Genomic DNA, 15,561 nt, shown 5'->3' on the forward strand with positions numbered 1-15,561 from the left:
TGTCGGGGTAGCATGGGGGCATGACGGAGTTGGAGAAGGGCCCCACGGGCCGCCGCCGCGGCCGGGGCGCCCGGGAGCGCATCCTCAGTGCGTCCCAGAAGCTGTTCCGCGAGCAGGGCATCAACCGCACCGGCATGGACCAGCTCTGCGCGGCGGCCGAGGTGTCCAAGCGCACGGCCTACCAGCACTTCGGCGGCAAGGACGAACTCGTCGCCGAGTACCTGCGCCGGTTCGACCCCTCCGTTCTGTCCAGCGTGTTCGACCGCACTGATCTAACGCCCCGTGAACGACTCCTCGCCGCCTTCGATGTCCCTGCCACCACCCCCCTGTGCCCCTACATCGGTGCCGCCGTCGAACTCCACGATCCCGAACACCCCGCATCCCAGTACGCGCGCGACTACAAGAAAGCCGTCGCCGTGCGGCTCGCCGACACCGCCCGCGAAGCCGGCGCCGCCGACCCTGAACAGCTCGGCGAGCAGCTCGCGTTGCTCATCGACGGCGCCGCCGCCCGCACCCGGGTCCTCAACGCCGACGCCTTCCCCACCGCCGCCGCCATCGCCATCGCCCTCATCGACAACGCCATTCCCGGCACAACCGGCGCTGACCGGCGCTGACCGGCGCTGACCGTCGCTGACCGGCGCTGACCGGCGCTGACCGGCGACAGTAGGGCGCGGCAAGTTAACGCGGCACCCCGCGGCTAGGGACTTTCGTTTGGATCACCGTGCGGACCACAGAAGGATGCCTGCGATGTGGAGTCCGGCGATCTGACCGCGTCATCGTCCATGGCCAGACCGGTGAGTGACAGACAGCGGCCGACCATGTGGGGTCGGTACTGGAGTAGGGTCCACCGAGTTCAGCCCCTTGGGCGCATGGTGGGAAAGCAGTAGCAGTCCGCCCAGCAGCGCCAATATCGCCTTGATTGATGTTGGCGGAGACAAGGCGTTCGGTCGCCGCATCGAATTCTTGCAGGCGCTCGATTTTCCATGGGCGGTCATCACGGACGGACCTGCCCTGCATCCCACTTGCGGCCCTAACGAGCAACGGACGACACAAGGGCTTCTCTCTGCCGCGGAACCTGACAGTGCACAACCTGTCTTCGATGGCTGGAATGCCTTCCGGAAGGCGGACGGGGTGATCAACGTGGCTTACGTCCTCGGGAACTATGGGGCGGAGGCGGAAGAGTTCGAGGCCTACCTCAAGCGCTTGTGATCCAAAACTCCTGGGTCGGGTCGGCAGGGGACGGAGCAAGACCCGAGCAGGGGCCGCTTTTGCAGGCCAGCACCACATGCCGAAAGACGTCGCCGACCTCCGCACCCTGGTCCAGGACCGACTGACGTCTATCGCCTGACTGGAGCGCCAGTCGCCCTGCCGCCTCGGCGAGCACAGTCCCGAGTTGCACCAGTCCGTCACCGAAGACATTCACGTCGGCCGCCAGACCGGGGAAGTCGGAATCCAGTCCGAGCAGGACGAGTTGATCAGCAAGGGCGCCTGCGCTTTGTCGTGCGCGGTTCCAGCCGCGCACGTAGGGGACGCCGGGCGGCAGGTTCTCCGCTCGTTTGGCTACCACTCCGCGCCGGTCGGTCATGACGTCAGGACCTTCCCTTCTGTTCTTCGGCGATGGTCGATGCGTCACCGTCGTCGTTACGGTCTCGGTTGAATCCGCTCGCCAGTGCCAGGCACAGGAGCTCTGCGAGCGACGGTGCGAACACGCAGACCCTGGCGCCCGCAGGGCGGGTCCCGGACGCCAGCGCCATGTGCGGGTGCGCGCCCCATTGGTTCTATTCGGCCCAGGCGCGCCCCAACTGGGTGCGGAACGGGGCGGGCTCTCGGCCGATCAGCTCGGCCAGCGTCGAGTCGACGGCGCTGAACTCGCCATTCCGCGCCGCCGCGAAGACGCTCAGCATTAGATCGGCGGTCGAGGCCGGGGCACCGTGCGCCAGAGCCTGCTCGCGGAAGGCGTCGTCGGGGACGACCGTGCGGGTGAAGGACCGTCTGGCGGCCTGGGACGCGATCTGGGCGATGGCCTCGAAGTCGAGCGCCTCCGGGCCGGTGAGCGGCGGGGTGGGCCCCTCGAAGCGGCCTTCGTCGGCGAGGATCGCCGCGGCGGCCTCGGCGAGGTCATCGTGGCCGGTCCAGGCGACTGGGCCATCGGCGGGGAGAGTGATGTCGCCGGTGTGGCGGGCGGACTCCAGGAACTGCAGGGCGCTGGAGGCGTAGAAGCCGTTGCGCAGCGCGGTCCAAGGCAGGCCGGTGGCGTGCAGCAGGTCCTCGGTCTGGGCGTGATCGCGGCATGCCTGGAAGCGGGAGTCGCGGGCGGCGCCCATCTGGCTGGTGTAGAGGATGCGACTGACGCCGGCCTTCACGGCGGCGTCGATGGCGGTGCGGTGGCCGTTGACGCACTCCTCGCCCGTGCGATCGAGGGAGACGAGCAGTAGTTGCCCGGCGCCCTCGAAGGAATGCACGAGCGAGGCGGGGTTGTCGAAGCTCCCCTGCCGGACGCGGACGCCGCGTTCGGCGAGGTCCTGCGCCATGCGGGGGTCTCGGACGCTGACGCCGACGCCGTCGGCGGAGACGCGGTCCAAGAGGCGCTCGACGGTACGGCGGCCGAGCTTTCCGGTGGCCCCGGTCACGACGATCATGAAGGTTCTCCCGATTCTGTTTCCAGTGGAATCACTACAACGGTAACACTGGAACTAACGACGGAATCAAGATTCCGATAACATTGATTCATGCCTCTTCGCGACACCACCGCCAGCCCTCGCCGTCGCATCGTCGTGGCGGCCGTAGAGCTGCTGGAGAACGGCGGGCCGGACGCGGTGAGCACCCGCGCGGTCGCCACCGCGGCCGGGATGCAGCCGCCCGCGATCTACCGCCTCTTCGGCGACAAAGAGGGGCTGCTGGAGGCGGTCGCCGAGTACGGCTATGCGCAGTTCCTGGAGAACAAACGCGCGCAGCTCGACCCCGCCCCGGAGGACCCGGTGGAGGAGCTGCGCCGCGGTTGGGACTTGGTGGTGGAGTTCGGAGTCTCACACCCAGAGCTGTTCGCTGTGATGAACCGGGCCACCGGCCGGGCATCGGACGCAGCACACCGCGCCGGCCTGGAGATACTCCACGGGCGAGTGCGCCGGCTGGCTGCTGGGGGGTGGCTTCGGGTCGACGAGGAGCTGGCCGCCCAGATCATCCAGGCAACCGGCCAGGGCGCGGTCACCACCTGGCACTCCACCCCCGCAGAACGCCGCAATCCGGCGCTGCTGACCGTCCTGCGCGAGTCCATGGTCGCCGCCGTCACCCACGCCGAACCGATGGTCTCCGCCGCGGAGACCGGTCCCGCCCCGGCGGCCCGCGCGCTGCGCGCCGCCCTCCCTGACGACGCCGATGTCCTGAGCGATGCCGAGCAGCGCTTGCTGCGCGAGTGGCTCACCCGGCTGGCGGCGGACGGTGGCGCGCAGCACGGCTGATCTCGCGTCAGGCGCCCTCGAGCAGGTTGAACGTCCCGAGGAAAGATCGTGCATGAAAGGCGCGTCCACCGAGACGAGGCCGTCGGCGACCACACCACTCCGGCTGGCTTCCCCTTGCCCCACAATGCGCCGCCACCCTGGCCCGCGTCTCCACCGCCCACCGTCACCAACGCTCGTGGTCAATACGCCTGGTGCCTGGCACCGCCGGGCGGCCGCGCCTCGACCCAGGAGCCCATCCGGGCGCGTGGCACGGCGCTGCCTCACCACCACGGCGGCAGCAGGTGCTGGGTGTCATCGGAAATGAGCGCCCCGCCCCTGGAGGTAGGCCGATTCACGGAAGTGGTTTCGGCCTCGCGGACGACACGCCACATCGGCGCCTTCGCGCAGTGACCAGCACTACGACGTCATCAGTCTCACGCCGGCCCACCCCTTCAGCCTCCTCGTCAAGTCTCCAGGCGTTCCGCGCGCGTTCGAGGGCACGGTCGGCCCATTTGGGTCGAGAAGTGACCCTGGCCACCCGAACGGAGGCCTGTACGCGGGGCGTTGTCGTGCCCGGCCGCCCAGGGGCTGGGGATCATGCCAGCTCGGTGGGCGAAACCCCCAGCTCGACAGTTGCGTTGACCTCGCAGCCCGCCATGCCGGCCGAGCCACACGGCAGTTGCTCTCCCACCAGTTGACGACGCCCGGCACCCCCGAGCGTCGCCCGGATACTCCGGGACACCCGTCGACGGCCCACTCATCCGCGGCCACCTCAGAATCGGGCCCGAGTCAGTGTGGGCCCAGGCCGCAGGGAGCGGGCATTCCTGTACCTGATGGGACAGTCTCGATCCGATCACCGCGATCGCCTGCCACCATGTGCCGGGTGCCAAGTCAGGGAAGCCAGGCCACAATTGAGAGGAACCGATCATGCCCGCCGTCGGGAAAGCAATCAGACGCGCCATCTCGCTCGTCGGGTCGGCGCTGCTGCTCGCCCTGCCACTGACCGTGGCAATGCCGGGGAGCGCCACCGCCACCACCTCCGAGGCCGCGGCGACCAGCCTCGACCGGTTCGCGAACTACGAATACAAGCAATGCATGGAGGAGAACTACTACTACGACTTGTGGTCCCAGCCCTGCGGCATCGGCTATTCCGGCCAGTACTGGCGGTGGACCGGCACCACCAACACGTCCTCCACACTCCAGAACTACACATGGGGCCACTGCCTCGACAGCAACACGGCCGGGGACGTCTACGCCATCGGGTGCAACGGCGGCAACAACCAGCTGTGGCAGGTCATCCAGCCCGCGCCGGCAAGTGCCGTCATGCTGCGCAACACGGCGACCCGCCTCTGCCTCTACCAGACCCCTGGCGGCCTGTACCGGACCACGACGTGCGACCGCAACTCGCACACGCAGCGGTGGACCATCGGCTGAACCAGCGACACCCCACCGGGAGAATGACGTCATCACGCCGGCCGCGCCATTTCACGCCCGCCAAGGATTACGAAGGCCGGTAGTCGGTGACGCAAAGCGGGCGCCGGCCGATGTCCGAACAAGCAGCATCGCCGGCGTCCTACTCCACCTTCAGGTCTCGCCGATCCTCGAAAACACGCGCTCCGTTGCCGCTCTGCTCCTCGAGACCACCGGACGGTGACGAACGAGTCCCGCGTCACGGCGCCGCGGGAAGGTCGCCGTCGCCCCAGGGCGCGTCATCCAGCTTCGACGAGACGACGAACTTGATGCGGTTGTTGAGCTACTCGCCGCACTCGTCGTACTCGCCGTACCCGCGCTGCTCGTGGGGGGCGTGTCACCGGGCCCGAGAGGCGCCGTCGAAGACGCTGATGAGTGGGTTCCGCACACTGTCCGTCAGTCGGGCCGCTGGGTGCGGTTTTCGTGAGCGAGGCCGTCCGGGCGGGCGGCCGTGTATGGGCCGAGAGGAAGGACCAGAGCCCGCAACAGCACAGGGGCCGACGGCCGGAGGACCATGGCTTCCGGCACCCGATGGATCGCCCCGATGTCCTGCCACCCCCAGGACAGGAAAGCGTCGCACGCCGGAGTGTCGGCCCGGTCGACCAGCGTCGCCCCGAGCGAGGCGTGGTGATCGGCAAGGAGCCGTTCCTGGATCCTGCGGGCGAGGTCCTGGTCTTCCGTATGGGGATGCACCACGATCTCGGTGATCGCGAAGACGTGGCCGGACGCGGTGAGCTGTTCGACGCTCCGCGGAAGGAACCCGGCGAACCCCCTCCACCACGTCCCCTCGCGCGGTACGGGGAATCCGTAGACACACCCGGCCAAGGCGTTGTCCTCCGCTGTCAACAGGGCGAATCGCGCCCGCCGGATGTCACTGGTGAGCCGACGCAGAAACGCCTCCCGGCCTCGGTACGCGTGGCCTGCCTGCGGGCGGGAGGACTCCACGTACAGATCGGCCAGGTCCTCCCGCAGAGTCTCGGCCTGCCAGCGGTTCAGCCGGCGCAGACGAAACGCGTGGACGGGAGTTGGCGTGCCTCCCCGGCCGCCTGGCGGCTCACCCCGGGGCCGGGCTGTCACGGGGCACCGCCCGCGGCAGCGGGGACGCGCGGTGACGGTCGCCGAACGGTGTGCAACTCATGAAGCAGGAAGCCGGTGCCGGTAATGTCGATGATGGGGGTCAGGGTCGGCGGCGAGTAGTGCAGTTGGAGGGTCGTTCCGGCATCGGCGGCAAGTCCTGACGCCGCGAGGAAGGCGTTGAGTCCACTGGCGTCGCAGAAGGTGAACGCTGTGAGATCGACGTCGATGGTGCGGATGCCGTCGCGCAGGCATGCGCCCAGTGCGGCGTGCGCGAGCGGGACGGTGGTCAGGTCGAACTCCCCTGCGAGTGTGATCAGCGCGCGGGTGGCGCGATCATGCCGGTGTGCGTTCAGTTGTGGTAGAGCCATGGCTCCTCGGTTCGACTGACGAAGTGCCCCTCGAAGAGCGCCGCGTGGCCAGGCCGGGTTCGGCCCTCGCGGCATGTCTCCGATACGGGGGTGTGCGACGCGACGGGTGAACGGGCGTTCCGACAGCCCGGGTTGGCGAGCACAGTGGCGGATGACGGATCGCTCGTTCGGGATGCGCCTTGCGGCGGGGCTGAAGGGCCGCGCCCGGCGGGCATAGTGTCCTGGACCGGTGCCGGGGCCGCCCGCGACTCGGACGGCAGTGTCGGAAGCCCAGCAGGCAGACCGGTCCGGGTCGACGGGGCCGGCGTGGGTCGGAGACCAGCCAATCGGCCGACGATCTGTTTCGGGCGGACTGTTCATCGCCCTCCCTGGCAACTTCGTGCCGTTGCCGGGCCCGCGGGCACGGGACACGGGACGACCCCGGCCTGTCATGTTCGATGCCGCGGCCGGGTCTTGGGCTGCGGGTGGCGTTGTCAGTTCGGTCGGTGCCTCTGGTTCGGCCGGCTCGGTGGGTCGGTCCCGGCGTCGCGACGATCACGGCGACCTGCGGTACTGCTCGCTGTCTCCCGGCCGTTGGACTTTCCGGGGCCCGACGGGTCCGGGACACAACCCGGGACAGCACGCTTTCGGATGCATCCACGGAATAACTCCATACGTCAGCTCGGGAGAAAATCTGTTGCGGCCGCAGTAGACATTGCTTCGTCGCGGAGTTATTGTCGTGCCGTAGCCAGGATCCGAGAGGGCACGGCAGACACGAACTGCCGTGCAGGCAGACCAGCAGGACACGGCCCTGACGTGACCCCACGGGGCCGTGAGCAGTACCCGCAATATCCAGCAGTACAACCGAGCAACCCAAGGAAAAGGAGCAGAGCGCCATCAGGATCGCCCGGGCGAGGAAGCAGTCCGCCCGGGTACCGCAAGACCCAGGATTGGAAGGTGGTCCCCGGTCACGCAGACACGATCCCCGCAGCCCCGCCCTCCCAGGCGCACGCTGCGGACACAGAAGGCCGGCGCAGTAGGCCGGTAGATGGTGTTGAAAGCTCGGGGCCCGGGTGCCACACACGGCACTCGGGCCCCCCGACGCGTCCCCGGAAGAAGAGGTCTATGCCCCCTGCCGATCCCCGCCCCGTCGACAACCTCGACGACGACGACTACCCCGCCTACACCATGGGCCGGGCCGCCGACATGCTCGCCATCACCCCCGCCTTCCTCCGCGCCCTGGGCGAACACCGCCTGATCACACCCCTGCGCTCCGAAGGCGGCCACCGCCGCTACTCCCGCTACCAGCTGCGCCTCGCCTCCCGCGCCCGCGAACTCGTCGACCAGGGCACCCCCATTGAGGCCGCCTGCCGCATCATCATCCTCGAAGACCAACTCCAAGAAGCGCAACGCATCAACGAGCAACTGCGCGCCCGAGACCGCCAGTCGCAGCCGCAAACCCCAGAGTGACCAGGACCTCGGCATGACCCACCAGAGTCGCCGGTGGACCTTCCTAACCAACCACGCCCGAGTGCTGACGAAGATCGCCCGGGACCCCGGTGCGCGATCGCACCAACTCGCTGACACCTGCCACATCAGTGAGCGCACGGCCCAGCGAGTCGTGGCGGAACTCGAAACGGCCAGCTATCTGCGCAAGCAACGGATCGGCCGGCGCAACCGGTACGTCCTCAACAGCGAAGGCCCCCTCCGGCACCCGGCCAAGGCCAACCTGTCCGTCTCCGCCCTGCTGGAGTTCGCTCTCCGCCGAGATCACCACCCGGACGCCTCCACGGCGCAGTGAGTCGTCGCCCGTAACGCGCTGGCACAACCCGTATCCGGGGCCCGAGCCGGTCTACCGGCCTGTCCGAAGCCCTAACAGAGGCGTCTCAGGAAGCGAGTCGTGGCCGCCGGGCAGGTGGTCGACCTGGCGGCGAACCAACCTTCCACGATGACGGGGAGTTCGCCGGCATGGTCGATCCAGGCGGAACGGGTGTCAGCCGCGGGTGGAGGCCGCCACGTGCCGCCCCACCGTTTCGCCGGAACCCGGGACTCCGTCCATGTCCGTCCTCCTCTCCCCTCCCGCGCGGCGGGACGTGCCGGTCGGCCCCTCAGCGAGGGGTCAAGAGGAACACGTACGGTCATCACACCTTTACCATCGCAGCGGCGGGATCCCACAGCTGAGTCCGTGACAACAGCCCTGCGCACGACGCCGAACAAGCCTTCCAGGGGCGGCCGGTTCAGGGACGTGTGGACCGCCTGAAGTCAGCTGTTGGAGATCCCGGAAGTCATGACTTCACGCTGTCATGGAGCCCCGATCTCGGTCGGCTCCGGAGGAACCTCGGCCGCCCTCGCGGTCTCCGGGCCGGCCACCCCCGCGGCGGCGAGCATGCGGCGCGGCGCCTGCAGGGCGTCTCTCACGTCCCGCGTGCCGGTGGACACGCAGAGCGTGTAGGTCAGGTCCTGTTCCCGTGTGCCCGACTCGACCCTGCCCGTCCCGGCGTCCTCGGCCAGCACGGTCTCGTACGCCTCGACGAACCCTCGAAACGACACCGCACGCACCCCCACCACCAGCCGCCAGACGTGATCCTCCTACGGACGTCGCGTTGGAGCTCCGGCTCACCTCACTCGCAGCAGGTGTCCCCGGCCCGGTCAAGCCGCCGATTGCCACCCAGGTGCCCGCTTCGGCTGCACCTTTCCTCTGGTGGGATCCGAGGACCAGGTCCGTGTCAAGCGCCGTGGTCCGGGTTCACGGCGGCAGCGGGACGTCCGGCCTCGTGACGCATCAGCACCGACAGCAGCTCCGCGACCGTGGCCGGGGCATCGGCGGGATGCCGCAGGACCCGGTCGGAGGCGATCCGGTAGACGTTCGAGCGGCCCTCGCGGACATGGGTGAGGTAGCCGCCCTCCTCGAGGTCCGCGATGATCTTCTGCACGGCCCGCTCGGTCAGCCGGCAGCGGGCCGCGATGTCGCGGACACGGGTGGTGTGGTCCTCGGCGATGGCCGCCAGCACCCGGGAGTGATTGGTCAGAAAGGTCCAGCCTGTGTGCGGTTCCGGCGCTCGATCCATCCCCACAGGATACGGTTCCTGATTCACGCATTCAAAAGGACGAACAGTTTTTCATGTTTTCATTGACGTGAACGGCCGGTTGGGTGATCCTGGGAGTGGTCGATCAGCCGATCTGCGCCGGGAGCAACAATGTGCGCTCACCCGCCCGTCCCCGAAGGGGAGGGGCCCTGCCCCGACTGCTCCACCGCACCCCAGCGGTCATCCCCACCGGTGACAGTGCGCGTCGACGCGGCCGGCGACCGGCTCGCGGTGACCGTCAGCGGCGAACTCGACCTGGACAGCGATCCGTTCCTGCAGCAGACACTGAACAAGGCCCTCGACCGCACCACCGGCGGCCTGGAACTGGACCTCGCCGGCGTCGACTTCTGCGACTGCTCCGCCCTCAACGTCCTCCTCGACGTCCGCGACCGCGCCCGCCTCTCCGGCAAACAGATCACCCTCAGCGCCACCAGCCGCGCCGTCCAACGCCTGCTCACCCTCACCAACACCCTCCCCCTCTTCACCGAGGACCCGGCCGACCCGAACAGGAGTGCGGGCCCCGCACCGAATGCGACGACGACACCGCCGGCGCACCCTGCCGATGAGCGAGCAACACCTGACGCGATCACCACGCACGGGGCGCGTCATCACCCCTCAACCGCACATGCCGGACCCTCCCGCGACCGCCTCGTAACGGAGAACGCGCAACTGCACCGGGCCATGGAGACCCGCACCTCGATCGACCTGGCCCGCGGGATGCTCATGGCCTCCTTCCACCTGACCCCCGAGCAGGCCTGGCAAGTACTGGTGACCGCCTCCCAGCACACCAACACCAAACTGCACCAGGTCGCCGACGCCCTGCTGCACACCGCCGACGGACACACCCCCCTGCCCGAACCCCTGGCCGACCACCTCGCCACCGCCGTACAAATCCACCGCAAATAGGGAGAGTAGAAAACCCACGCCGCACTCCTGTGCTCGCCGTGGACATCCCCCATTGGCCCCGTCCGGACGCGCCGACCGGTGCAGGCCGTTTGTTCTGCCACGTCTACGGCCGCCTCGACCGTCCTCTCCACCACTGCGAAGTCATCTCCATCAACGGTCCGAGCCACCGCCTCAAGAACCGGCTCGCCGCAATCGAGCGCGAACGAGATGACGCAGCCTGAGCCCTAGTCAGGCCCTCCATTTAGAGTCCGGCGAGATGGTTGTCCGGTTCCAAGGCCGCCAGCACTGGAGAACGGCAGCCTCCCTGGTCTGCGGGGGGTACGGCCCAACCGACGTCGAGGCATATTGAGGGCCACGAGTGCGGCCTGCCAGCCTGGACCCATCTCAACCGATTGCCTGTGGATCCTTCGAGCTCAAACGAGCGGCGGGCGCTGAGCGGCCTGTACCGGAGTACGGTGGCGGTACCGAGCGCACCTCGCACGCCGTCATCCGTTTCGGCGTCGCCCTCGGGGAACGGCAAGGCCGGAGCACATCGCGTCCGGTCGGAAATGAGCCTCCCCACATGAGCCTGAAGAATCTCGCCGTACTCGCCTCCTCCCACAAGGAGAACGAGTTCCGGCTGCCCCTGCACCCCCGCCACCTCGAACGGATCGCCCCGGAGCTGCGCGAGAGGATCTTCCTCGAACAGGGCTACGGCCGACGGTTCGGCGTCTCCGACGACGCGCTGCGACCGCTCGTGGCCGGCCTGCGCTCACGCGAGCGACTCCTCGCGGAGGGCGATGTCGTGCTGCTGCCCAAACCGATGCACGACGACATCGCCGCGCTGCACGAGGGCCAGGTGCTGTGGGGATGGCCGCACTGCGTGCAGGACGAGAAGATGACCCAGATCGCCATCGACCGACGGCTGACCCTGATCGCCTGGGAAGCCATGAACCACTGGACTTCCACGGGCGCCTTCAGCGTCCATGTGTTCCACAAGAACAACGAACTCGCCGGCTACTGCTCGGTGCTGCACGCCCTGCAGCTCGGCGGGCTGACCGGTAGCTACGGGCGCCGCCTGCGGGCGGTGGTCATCAGCTTCGGTGCCACGGCGCGCGGCGCCGTCACGGGCCTGGGCGCCATGGGGGTCACCGACGTCACCGTGCTCACCCGACGCGCCGCGGCAGCGGTGGCGTCACCGATGCCCTCGGTCGTGATGGGCCACTTCGAGGAGCAGGAGGACGATTCCTCGCGCCTGCGGGCCATTACCGCGGCCGGTTCCGAGCCGCTGGCGGAGTACCTGGCCGGGTTCGACATCATCGTCAACTGCATCCTGCAGGACACCGACGCGCCGCTCATGTTCGTCACCGACGAGGAACTCGCCCTCTTCCGGCCGGGCACCTTCTTCATCGACGTCGCCTGCGACGAGGGCATGGGCTTCGCATGGGCCCACCCGACCACGTTCGGCGAGCCCATGCCCTCGGTGGGATCGGGCTGCCACTACTACGCGGTGGATCACAGCCCGTCCCACCTGTGGAACTCCGCCACCTGGGAAATCAGCGAGGCGCTCCTTCCCTACCTGCGCAAGGTCATGGACGGCCCCACGGCATGGGACACCGATGTCACGATCAGAAAGGCCATCGAGATCCGCGACGGCGTCGTCCAGAACCCGAAGATCCTCTCCTTCCAGCACCGGTCGGCCGCCTACCCCCACACTCCCGAAGTCCCGGCGACCTCGCTGAGCTCAGAGGTCTAGTACGCCGGCGCGTTGAGGACAGTGACCGGGAGATGGCCCGGCGGGTCAGGTTGTCTCGGATGTCGGCGAACCGCTGGCGCCGGGCTTGGCTTCGAGCGTTTGGCAGGCTCTGGTCTCCAGGGGGCCCAGCGGCGCACGCTGCAAGCTTGGCGCCGGTCAACTGCATGCTCTGGAGGGGCTGTTGGTAGCCGGTCCGGCCGCGTACGGCTGGAGCGAGCAGTGCCGGACGTCGGCGAGGATCGCCGAGGCCGTGCGTCGCCGGTTCGGTGTCGATTGCCCCCTGGCCGGGCTCGACCTGGTGCTGCATCACGTCGGGTTTGGTGCCGATGCTCGGTGCGGGTGGAGGCGTCCACCCACGGCACGGCCGGTGACGGGTGGGCGCCCGACGGCCACGGCAGACCCGCGTGGTCCACGAGCCGGGTGGCATTCAACATAGGCAGCGCGCGGGCGAGTTCGAGTGCGGCGTCACGACGGTCGTGGGTGGTGCGGTTGAAGAGGTGGCCGTCGGCGGCGACAAGGACGGTGGGCCCGAGCTGGGCGAACCGGTCGGCGGCGGCCATGGGGCGTATTCGTGCCTGCACTCCGACCCCACGGCACCCAGGCTCGCGGCCGCGAGGAACGCGATGACCGCGTGCCGGGTGTGTTGGGCAGGTACGCCCAAGACTCGGTCGCTCTGGCCGAAGCCCAGGTCGCGCAGGGTGGCGGCGACGGAGGCGACCCGTGCGCGCAGCCGCTGTCCCGTCACCTGGCAACCGCAACCGGTCGCGTCCAGCGCGACGATCGCGGGTTGGTCGTCGGTGAGGTTGCGCAGGGCGTGGTGGGGAGTAGCGCCGGAACGCCGTGGTCCGCGCCGTCCGTCCCCGCGCCGCGGGCGAAGTCCATGATGCCGCTGCCGGCTACGGCCTGCGGATCGGGCACCGTGAGGGGGTCCGGACTGGTCATCGCTCGGCGCTCCTCGGCAGGCCTTCCTCGACGGCCCATGGGGAAGGGTGGGTGCTTCGGGTGGTGTGCAGGAGCGACGACCAGGCGGCGGTGTCCGTGAAGTCGTGGCCTCCGGCCGGGACAACGTCCATCACGATGCGGTCGGGCCGCAGCACGACCGCATCCGCCCGTCCGGCCCGCAGCCAGGCGGCGAGCGTGCCGTCGTCGCCGAGGTCGGTCACGGCGACCACGCGGGCACCGAGGCCGCGGGCGAGCGCGTCCAGCGAGGGCGAGGGCTCGCCGGCGGTGAGGATCGTGAAGGAGTCGCCGAGCAACTCGTCGAGACGGGTACGCGGCCCGTCCGCGCTCACCCATGGCTGCGGGCAGTGCGTGCCCGCCAGCCCCCGGCGGGCGTGGCGCCGCACGAGGGGGCCGTTCGTCAGGGGCCGGCTGAGGTCGCGGCCGGCTGCGGCGGTCAGGCCGGGGATGCGGCAGGCCACGGCCAGGAGTCTGCGGCGCAGTGCGGCGGCACCGTCCTGACCGCCGGTCATGGCCCATCCCATGGCGACCGCGAGCCGGATCACGTGCCGGGCGTGCGGCTTGCGCTCGCTCTCGTACGTCTTCAACAGCCGCTCTGGTCCGCCCTGTTGGAGGACCCGCGCAAGTTTCCAGGTGAGGTTGCAGGCGTCGCGCAGTCCCGCACACAGCCCCTGTCCGATGAAGGGTGGGGTGAGGTGGGCGGCATCGCCGAGGAGGAAGACGCGTCCACGGCTCCAACGGTCGGCGATACGGGCCCGGAAGGTGTACGCCGTCTCGCGGACGACCTCGAAGTCGCCGTCGTAGGAGCGTGGCAGCCACGGGGCGACCAGCTCGCGGACGGGCTGCTCCTGCCCGTCCGCGAGCCGGAACTCCCAGCGGTAGCTGTCCTCGCCGACGCGCATGAAGGTCGCCGGGCGGTTCGGGTCACAGACCTGGTCGACACCCTCCCAGCAGCGCACGTCGGCCGGCGTGCGTACGTCGACGACGGTCCAGCGTTCCTCGAAGCGCAGGTCCTCCCATGAGCCTCCGACGGCCTCCCGGGTGATGCTGTTGGCGCCGTCGCAGCCGAGGACCGCATCGGCCCAGAGGTGATGCTCACCGGCATCGTCGCGGTAGGTCACGCGCACCGGGCCTTCGGTGTCCGTCCCGATGGCGGTGACCTCCGCCCCGCTGCGCAGTTCGCTCTCCGGGCGCCGGGCCAGCTCGTCGCGCAGCAGTCGCTCCAGTGCGGGCTGCTCGAACATGCTGGTCTGCGGGTAGCCGTGCAGGCCGTGCCCGGAGCGCCGGAACTCGGCCATCACCCGGTGCCGGGCGTCCAGCAGCCGCAGCCCGTTTCCCGGGCGGGCCATTGCGGCGAACCCCTCGCCGACACCGGCGGCCTGGATGATCCTGCGCACCTCGTCGTCGACGACGAGAGCGCGTGGGAGGGGGTAGATGTCCTGGTGTCGTTCCAGGACGACGCTGCGTACTCCACGCCGGGCGAGGAGGAGGGCGGCGGTCACGCCAACGGGCCCGGCACCGATGACCACGACGGGGATGTCCGACGGCTGCTGTTCGACGGTCATGTGCGGCCTACCTCGGCTCCTGGCTCGCGTCCGCGACCGGCGTGCGCTGCTCGCCGAGGTCGATCCGTCCGTCCGGAGTCGCGATCGCCGCCGTGATCACGTCTCCTGCGCGCAGGTAGTGCGGGTTCTTGGACTGGCTCTTGAAGAACGCTTTCCACTTCATCGCGGGCGGCAACAGCGCACCGATCTTCTCGATCGCCTTCGGCGGGGCCTTCAGCGCCGTGCCGCCGGGGGTGCCGGTCAGCAGCAGGTCGCCGGCGTCCAGGGTCTGGAAACGGGCCAGCAGGGTCAGCGCCCGGGCCGGGCGGACGATCATGTCGGAGAGGGTGCGGTCCTGGCGCAGATCGCCGTTGACGCTCAACTTCAGCCGCAGGTCCAGGAGATGAGCGAAGTCTTCCACCTCCAGCAGCGCAAGGTACGGGCCGGTGGGCGTGAACGTGGGGTACGACTTGCTCTCGTAGAACTGCGTCCTGGTCAGCTGTACGTCGCGTGCGCTGACGTCGTTCGTGACGACGAGCCCGGCGACGTACGACGGCAGATCCCGCTCCTCGACGACCGTACCGATGGGCAGCGGTGCGCCCACGACCAGGCCGAGTTCGACCTCGTAGTCGAGGAACCTCACATGCCGCGGACGCACGACGCTGTCGCCGGGGCCGCAGACCGAGCCGGACGCCTTGCGGAAGAACGCGGGCGGGATGTCACCGGTGAAGCCCGAATCGCGGGCGTGACTACGGTAGTTGACCATCTGGGCGACCACCCGGCAGGGGGTGGTGACCGGCGAGATCGCCACCAGGTCGGTGACAGGTGTGCCCGGCTCGGCGGAGGCGGCGGCCTCTCGTACGGCACCCCGGTCGGCCAGTAGCTCGGCGGTGGTGGCGGCCTTGGTGTCGATGCGGACGGCGCGCGCGTCGCGCACCACCCACCAGCCGTCGGCGGTGCGCAGGACGTTGGTGCTCATATCGGTGCCTTTGTGTGGTG

The 15,561-nt window shown here is 69.3% G+C and carries 17 protein-coding genes and 1 pseudogene; 9 read left to right on the forward strand and 9 right to left on the reverse strand.

Features of this window, described 5'->3' with window-relative positions; translation table 11 throughout:
- The first annotated feature begins 20 nt into the window (after window positions 1-20).
- Window positions 21-614 (forward strand): TetR/AcrR family transcriptional regulator, encoded by a 594-nt coding sequence (locus ACFU97_RS20005; RefSeq protein WP_384258123.1) that lies wholly within the window; start codon window positions 21-23, stop codon window positions 612-614.
- A 184-nt stretch (window positions 615-798) separates the two neighbouring features.
- On the forward strand, window positions 799-1,209 hold the full coding sequence (locus ACFU97_RS20010) for a TOPRIM nucleotidyl transferase/hydrolase domain-containing protein (RefSeq protein WP_384258125.1): 411 nt from the start codon (window positions 799-801) through the stop codon (window positions 1,207-1,209).
- On the opposite strand, the gene ACFU97_RS20015 is transcribed toward ACFU97_RS20010, so the two are convergent.
- Together ACFU97_RS20015 and ACFU97_RS20020 are read right to left on the reverse strand one after the other, a co-directional pair.
- Window positions 1,196-1,585: a hypothetical protein gene (locus ACFU97_RS20015; RefSeq protein ID WP_384258127.1), complete on the reverse strand. Its 390-nt coding sequence runs from the start codon at window positions 1,583-1,585 to the stop codon at window positions 1,196-1,198. The genes ACFU97_RS20010 and ACFU97_RS20015 overlap by 14 nt on opposite strands.
- Window positions 1,586-1,778: 193 nt before the next feature.
- Window positions 1,779-2,639: an NAD(P)H-binding protein gene (locus ACFU97_RS20020; RefSeq protein WP_384258129.1), complete on the reverse strand. Its 861-nt coding sequence runs from the start codon at window positions 2,637-2,639 to the stop codon at window positions 1,779-1,781.
- Between the two features lie 90 nt (window positions 2,640-2,729).
- On the opposite strand from ACFU97_RS20020, the gene ACFU97_RS20025 reads away from it, so the two are divergent.
- Both ACFU97_RS20025 and ACFU97_RS20030 read left to right on the forward strand, forming a co-directional pair.
- Window positions 2,730-3,458 carry a TetR/AcrR family transcriptional regulator gene (locus ACFU97_RS20025; protein WP_384258131.1) on the forward strand — a complete coding sequence of 243 codons (729 nt, stop codon included), beginning with the start codon at window positions 2,730-2,732 and terminating at the stop codon, window positions 3,456-3,458.
- A gap of 906 nt (window positions 3,459-4,364) precedes the next feature.
- Window positions 4,365-4,871, forward strand: a complete 507-nt coding sequence (locus ACFU97_RS20030; protein WP_384258134.1) for a ricin-type beta-trefoil lectin domain protein — start codon at window positions 4,365-4,367, stop codon at window positions 4,869-4,871.
- Window positions 4,872-5,303: 432 nt separating this feature from the next.
- Here ACFU97_RS20030 and ACFU97_RS20035 read toward each other — a convergent pair whose 3' ends face one another.
- Window positions 5,304-5,852, reverse strand: coding sequence for a hypothetical protein (locus tag ACFU97_RS20035; RefSeq protein WP_384258136.1), 549 nt, complete (start codon window positions 5,850-5,852; stop codon window positions 5,304-5,306).
- A 128-nt stretch (window positions 5,853-5,980) separates the two neighbouring features.
- A complete protein-coding gene (locus ACFU97_RS20040; protein ID WP_384258138.1) occupies window positions 5,981-6,352 on the reverse strand; it encodes an STAS domain-containing protein in 372 nt (123 codons plus the stop codon).
- 1,104 nt (window positions 6,353-7,456) lie between these two features.
- On the opposite strand from ACFU97_RS20040, the gene ACFU97_RS20045 reads away from it, so the two are divergent.
- Both ACFU97_RS20045 and ACFU97_RS20050 read left to right on the forward strand, forming a co-directional pair.
- Window positions 7,457-7,801, forward strand: a complete 345-nt coding sequence (locus ACFU97_RS20045) for a MerR family transcriptional regulator (protein ID WP_384258141.1) — start codon at window positions 7,457-7,459, stop codon at window positions 7,799-7,801.
- A gap of 13 nt (window positions 7,802-7,814) precedes the next feature.
- On the forward strand, window positions 7,815-8,132 hold the full coding sequence (locus ACFU97_RS20050) for a helix-turn-helix transcriptional regulator (protein WP_384258143.1): 318 nt from the start codon (window positions 7,815-7,817) through the stop codon (window positions 8,130-8,132).
- 500 nt (window positions 8,133-8,632) lie between these two features.
- Here the strand turns inward: ACFU97_RS20050 and ACFU97_RS20055 are convergent, their stop codons facing one another.
- Together ACFU97_RS20055 and ACFU97_RS20060 are read right to left on the reverse strand one after the other, a co-directional pair.
- Entirely contained in the window at window positions 8,633-8,881 is a 249-nt protein-coding gene (locus ACFU97_RS20055; RefSeq protein ID WP_384258145.1) for a DUF5133 domain-containing protein, read from the reverse strand.
- A gap of 176 nt (window positions 8,882-9,057) precedes the next feature.
- Window positions 9,058-9,399, reverse strand: coding sequence for a helix-turn-helix transcriptional regulator (locus ACFU97_RS20060; RefSeq protein WP_384258147.1), 342 nt, complete (start codon window positions 9,397-9,399; stop codon window positions 9,058-9,060).
- Between the two features lie 210 nt (window positions 9,400-9,609).
- Between ACFU97_RS20060 and ACFU97_RS20065 the strand changes: the two genes are divergently transcribed.
- The 3 genes and pseudogenes from ACFU97_RS20065 to ACFU97_RS20075 all read left to right on the forward strand — a co-directional run bounded on the left by ACFU97_RS20065 (window position 9,610) and on the right by ACFU97_RS20075 (window position 12,058).
- Window positions 9,610-10,323 (forward strand): anti-sigma factor antagonist, encoded by a 714-nt coding sequence (locus ACFU97_RS20065; RefSeq protein ID WP_384258150.1) that lies wholly within the window; start codon window positions 9,610-9,612, stop codon window positions 10,321-10,323.
- 113 nt (window positions 10,324-10,436) lie between these two features.
- Window positions 10,437-10,544, forward strand: a pseudogene (locus ACFU97_RS20070) (AAA family ATPase); the annotation flags it as partial.
- 341 nt (window positions 10,545-10,885) lie between these two features.
- The gene (locus tag ACFU97_RS20075; RefSeq protein ID WP_384258152.1) at window positions 10,886-12,058 is read left to right on the forward strand and encodes a N(5)-(carboxyethyl)ornithine synthase; all 1,173 of its coding nucleotides are present in this window, start codon (window positions 10,886-10,888) and stop codon (window positions 12,056-12,058) included.
- A 427-nt stretch (window positions 12,059-12,485) separates the two neighbouring features.
- On the opposite strand, the gene ACFU97_RS20080 is transcribed toward ACFU97_RS20075, so the two are convergent.
- From ACFU97_RS20080 to ACFU97_RS20090, 3 genes are all read right to left on the reverse strand, one after another.
- Window positions 12,486-12,803 carry a hypothetical protein gene (locus ACFU97_RS20080; protein ID WP_384258155.1) on the reverse strand — a complete coding sequence of 106 codons (318 nt, stop codon included), beginning with the start codon at window positions 12,801-12,803 and terminating at the stop codon, window positions 12,486-12,488.
- A gap of 193 nt (window positions 12,804-12,996) precedes the next feature.
- On the reverse strand, window positions 12,997-14,583 hold the full coding sequence (locus tag ACFU97_RS20085) for a bifunctional 3-(3-hydroxy-phenyl)propionate/3-hydroxycinnamic acid hydroxylase (protein ID WP_384258157.1): 1,587 nt from the start codon (window positions 14,581-14,583) through the stop codon (window positions 12,997-12,999).
- A 7-nt stretch (window positions 14,584-14,590) separates the two neighbouring features.
- Entirely contained in the window at window positions 14,591-15,541 is a 951-nt protein-coding gene (locus tag ACFU97_RS20090; protein WP_384258159.1) for a fumarylacetoacetate hydrolase family protein, read from the reverse strand.
- Window positions 15,542-15,561 lie beyond the last annotated feature (20 nt).

It is taken from the genome of Streptomyces sp. NPDC057616 (assembly GCF_042800575.1).
Taxonomy (GTDB): Bacteria; Actinomycetota; Actinomycetes; order Streptomycetales; family Streptomycetaceae; genus Streptomyces.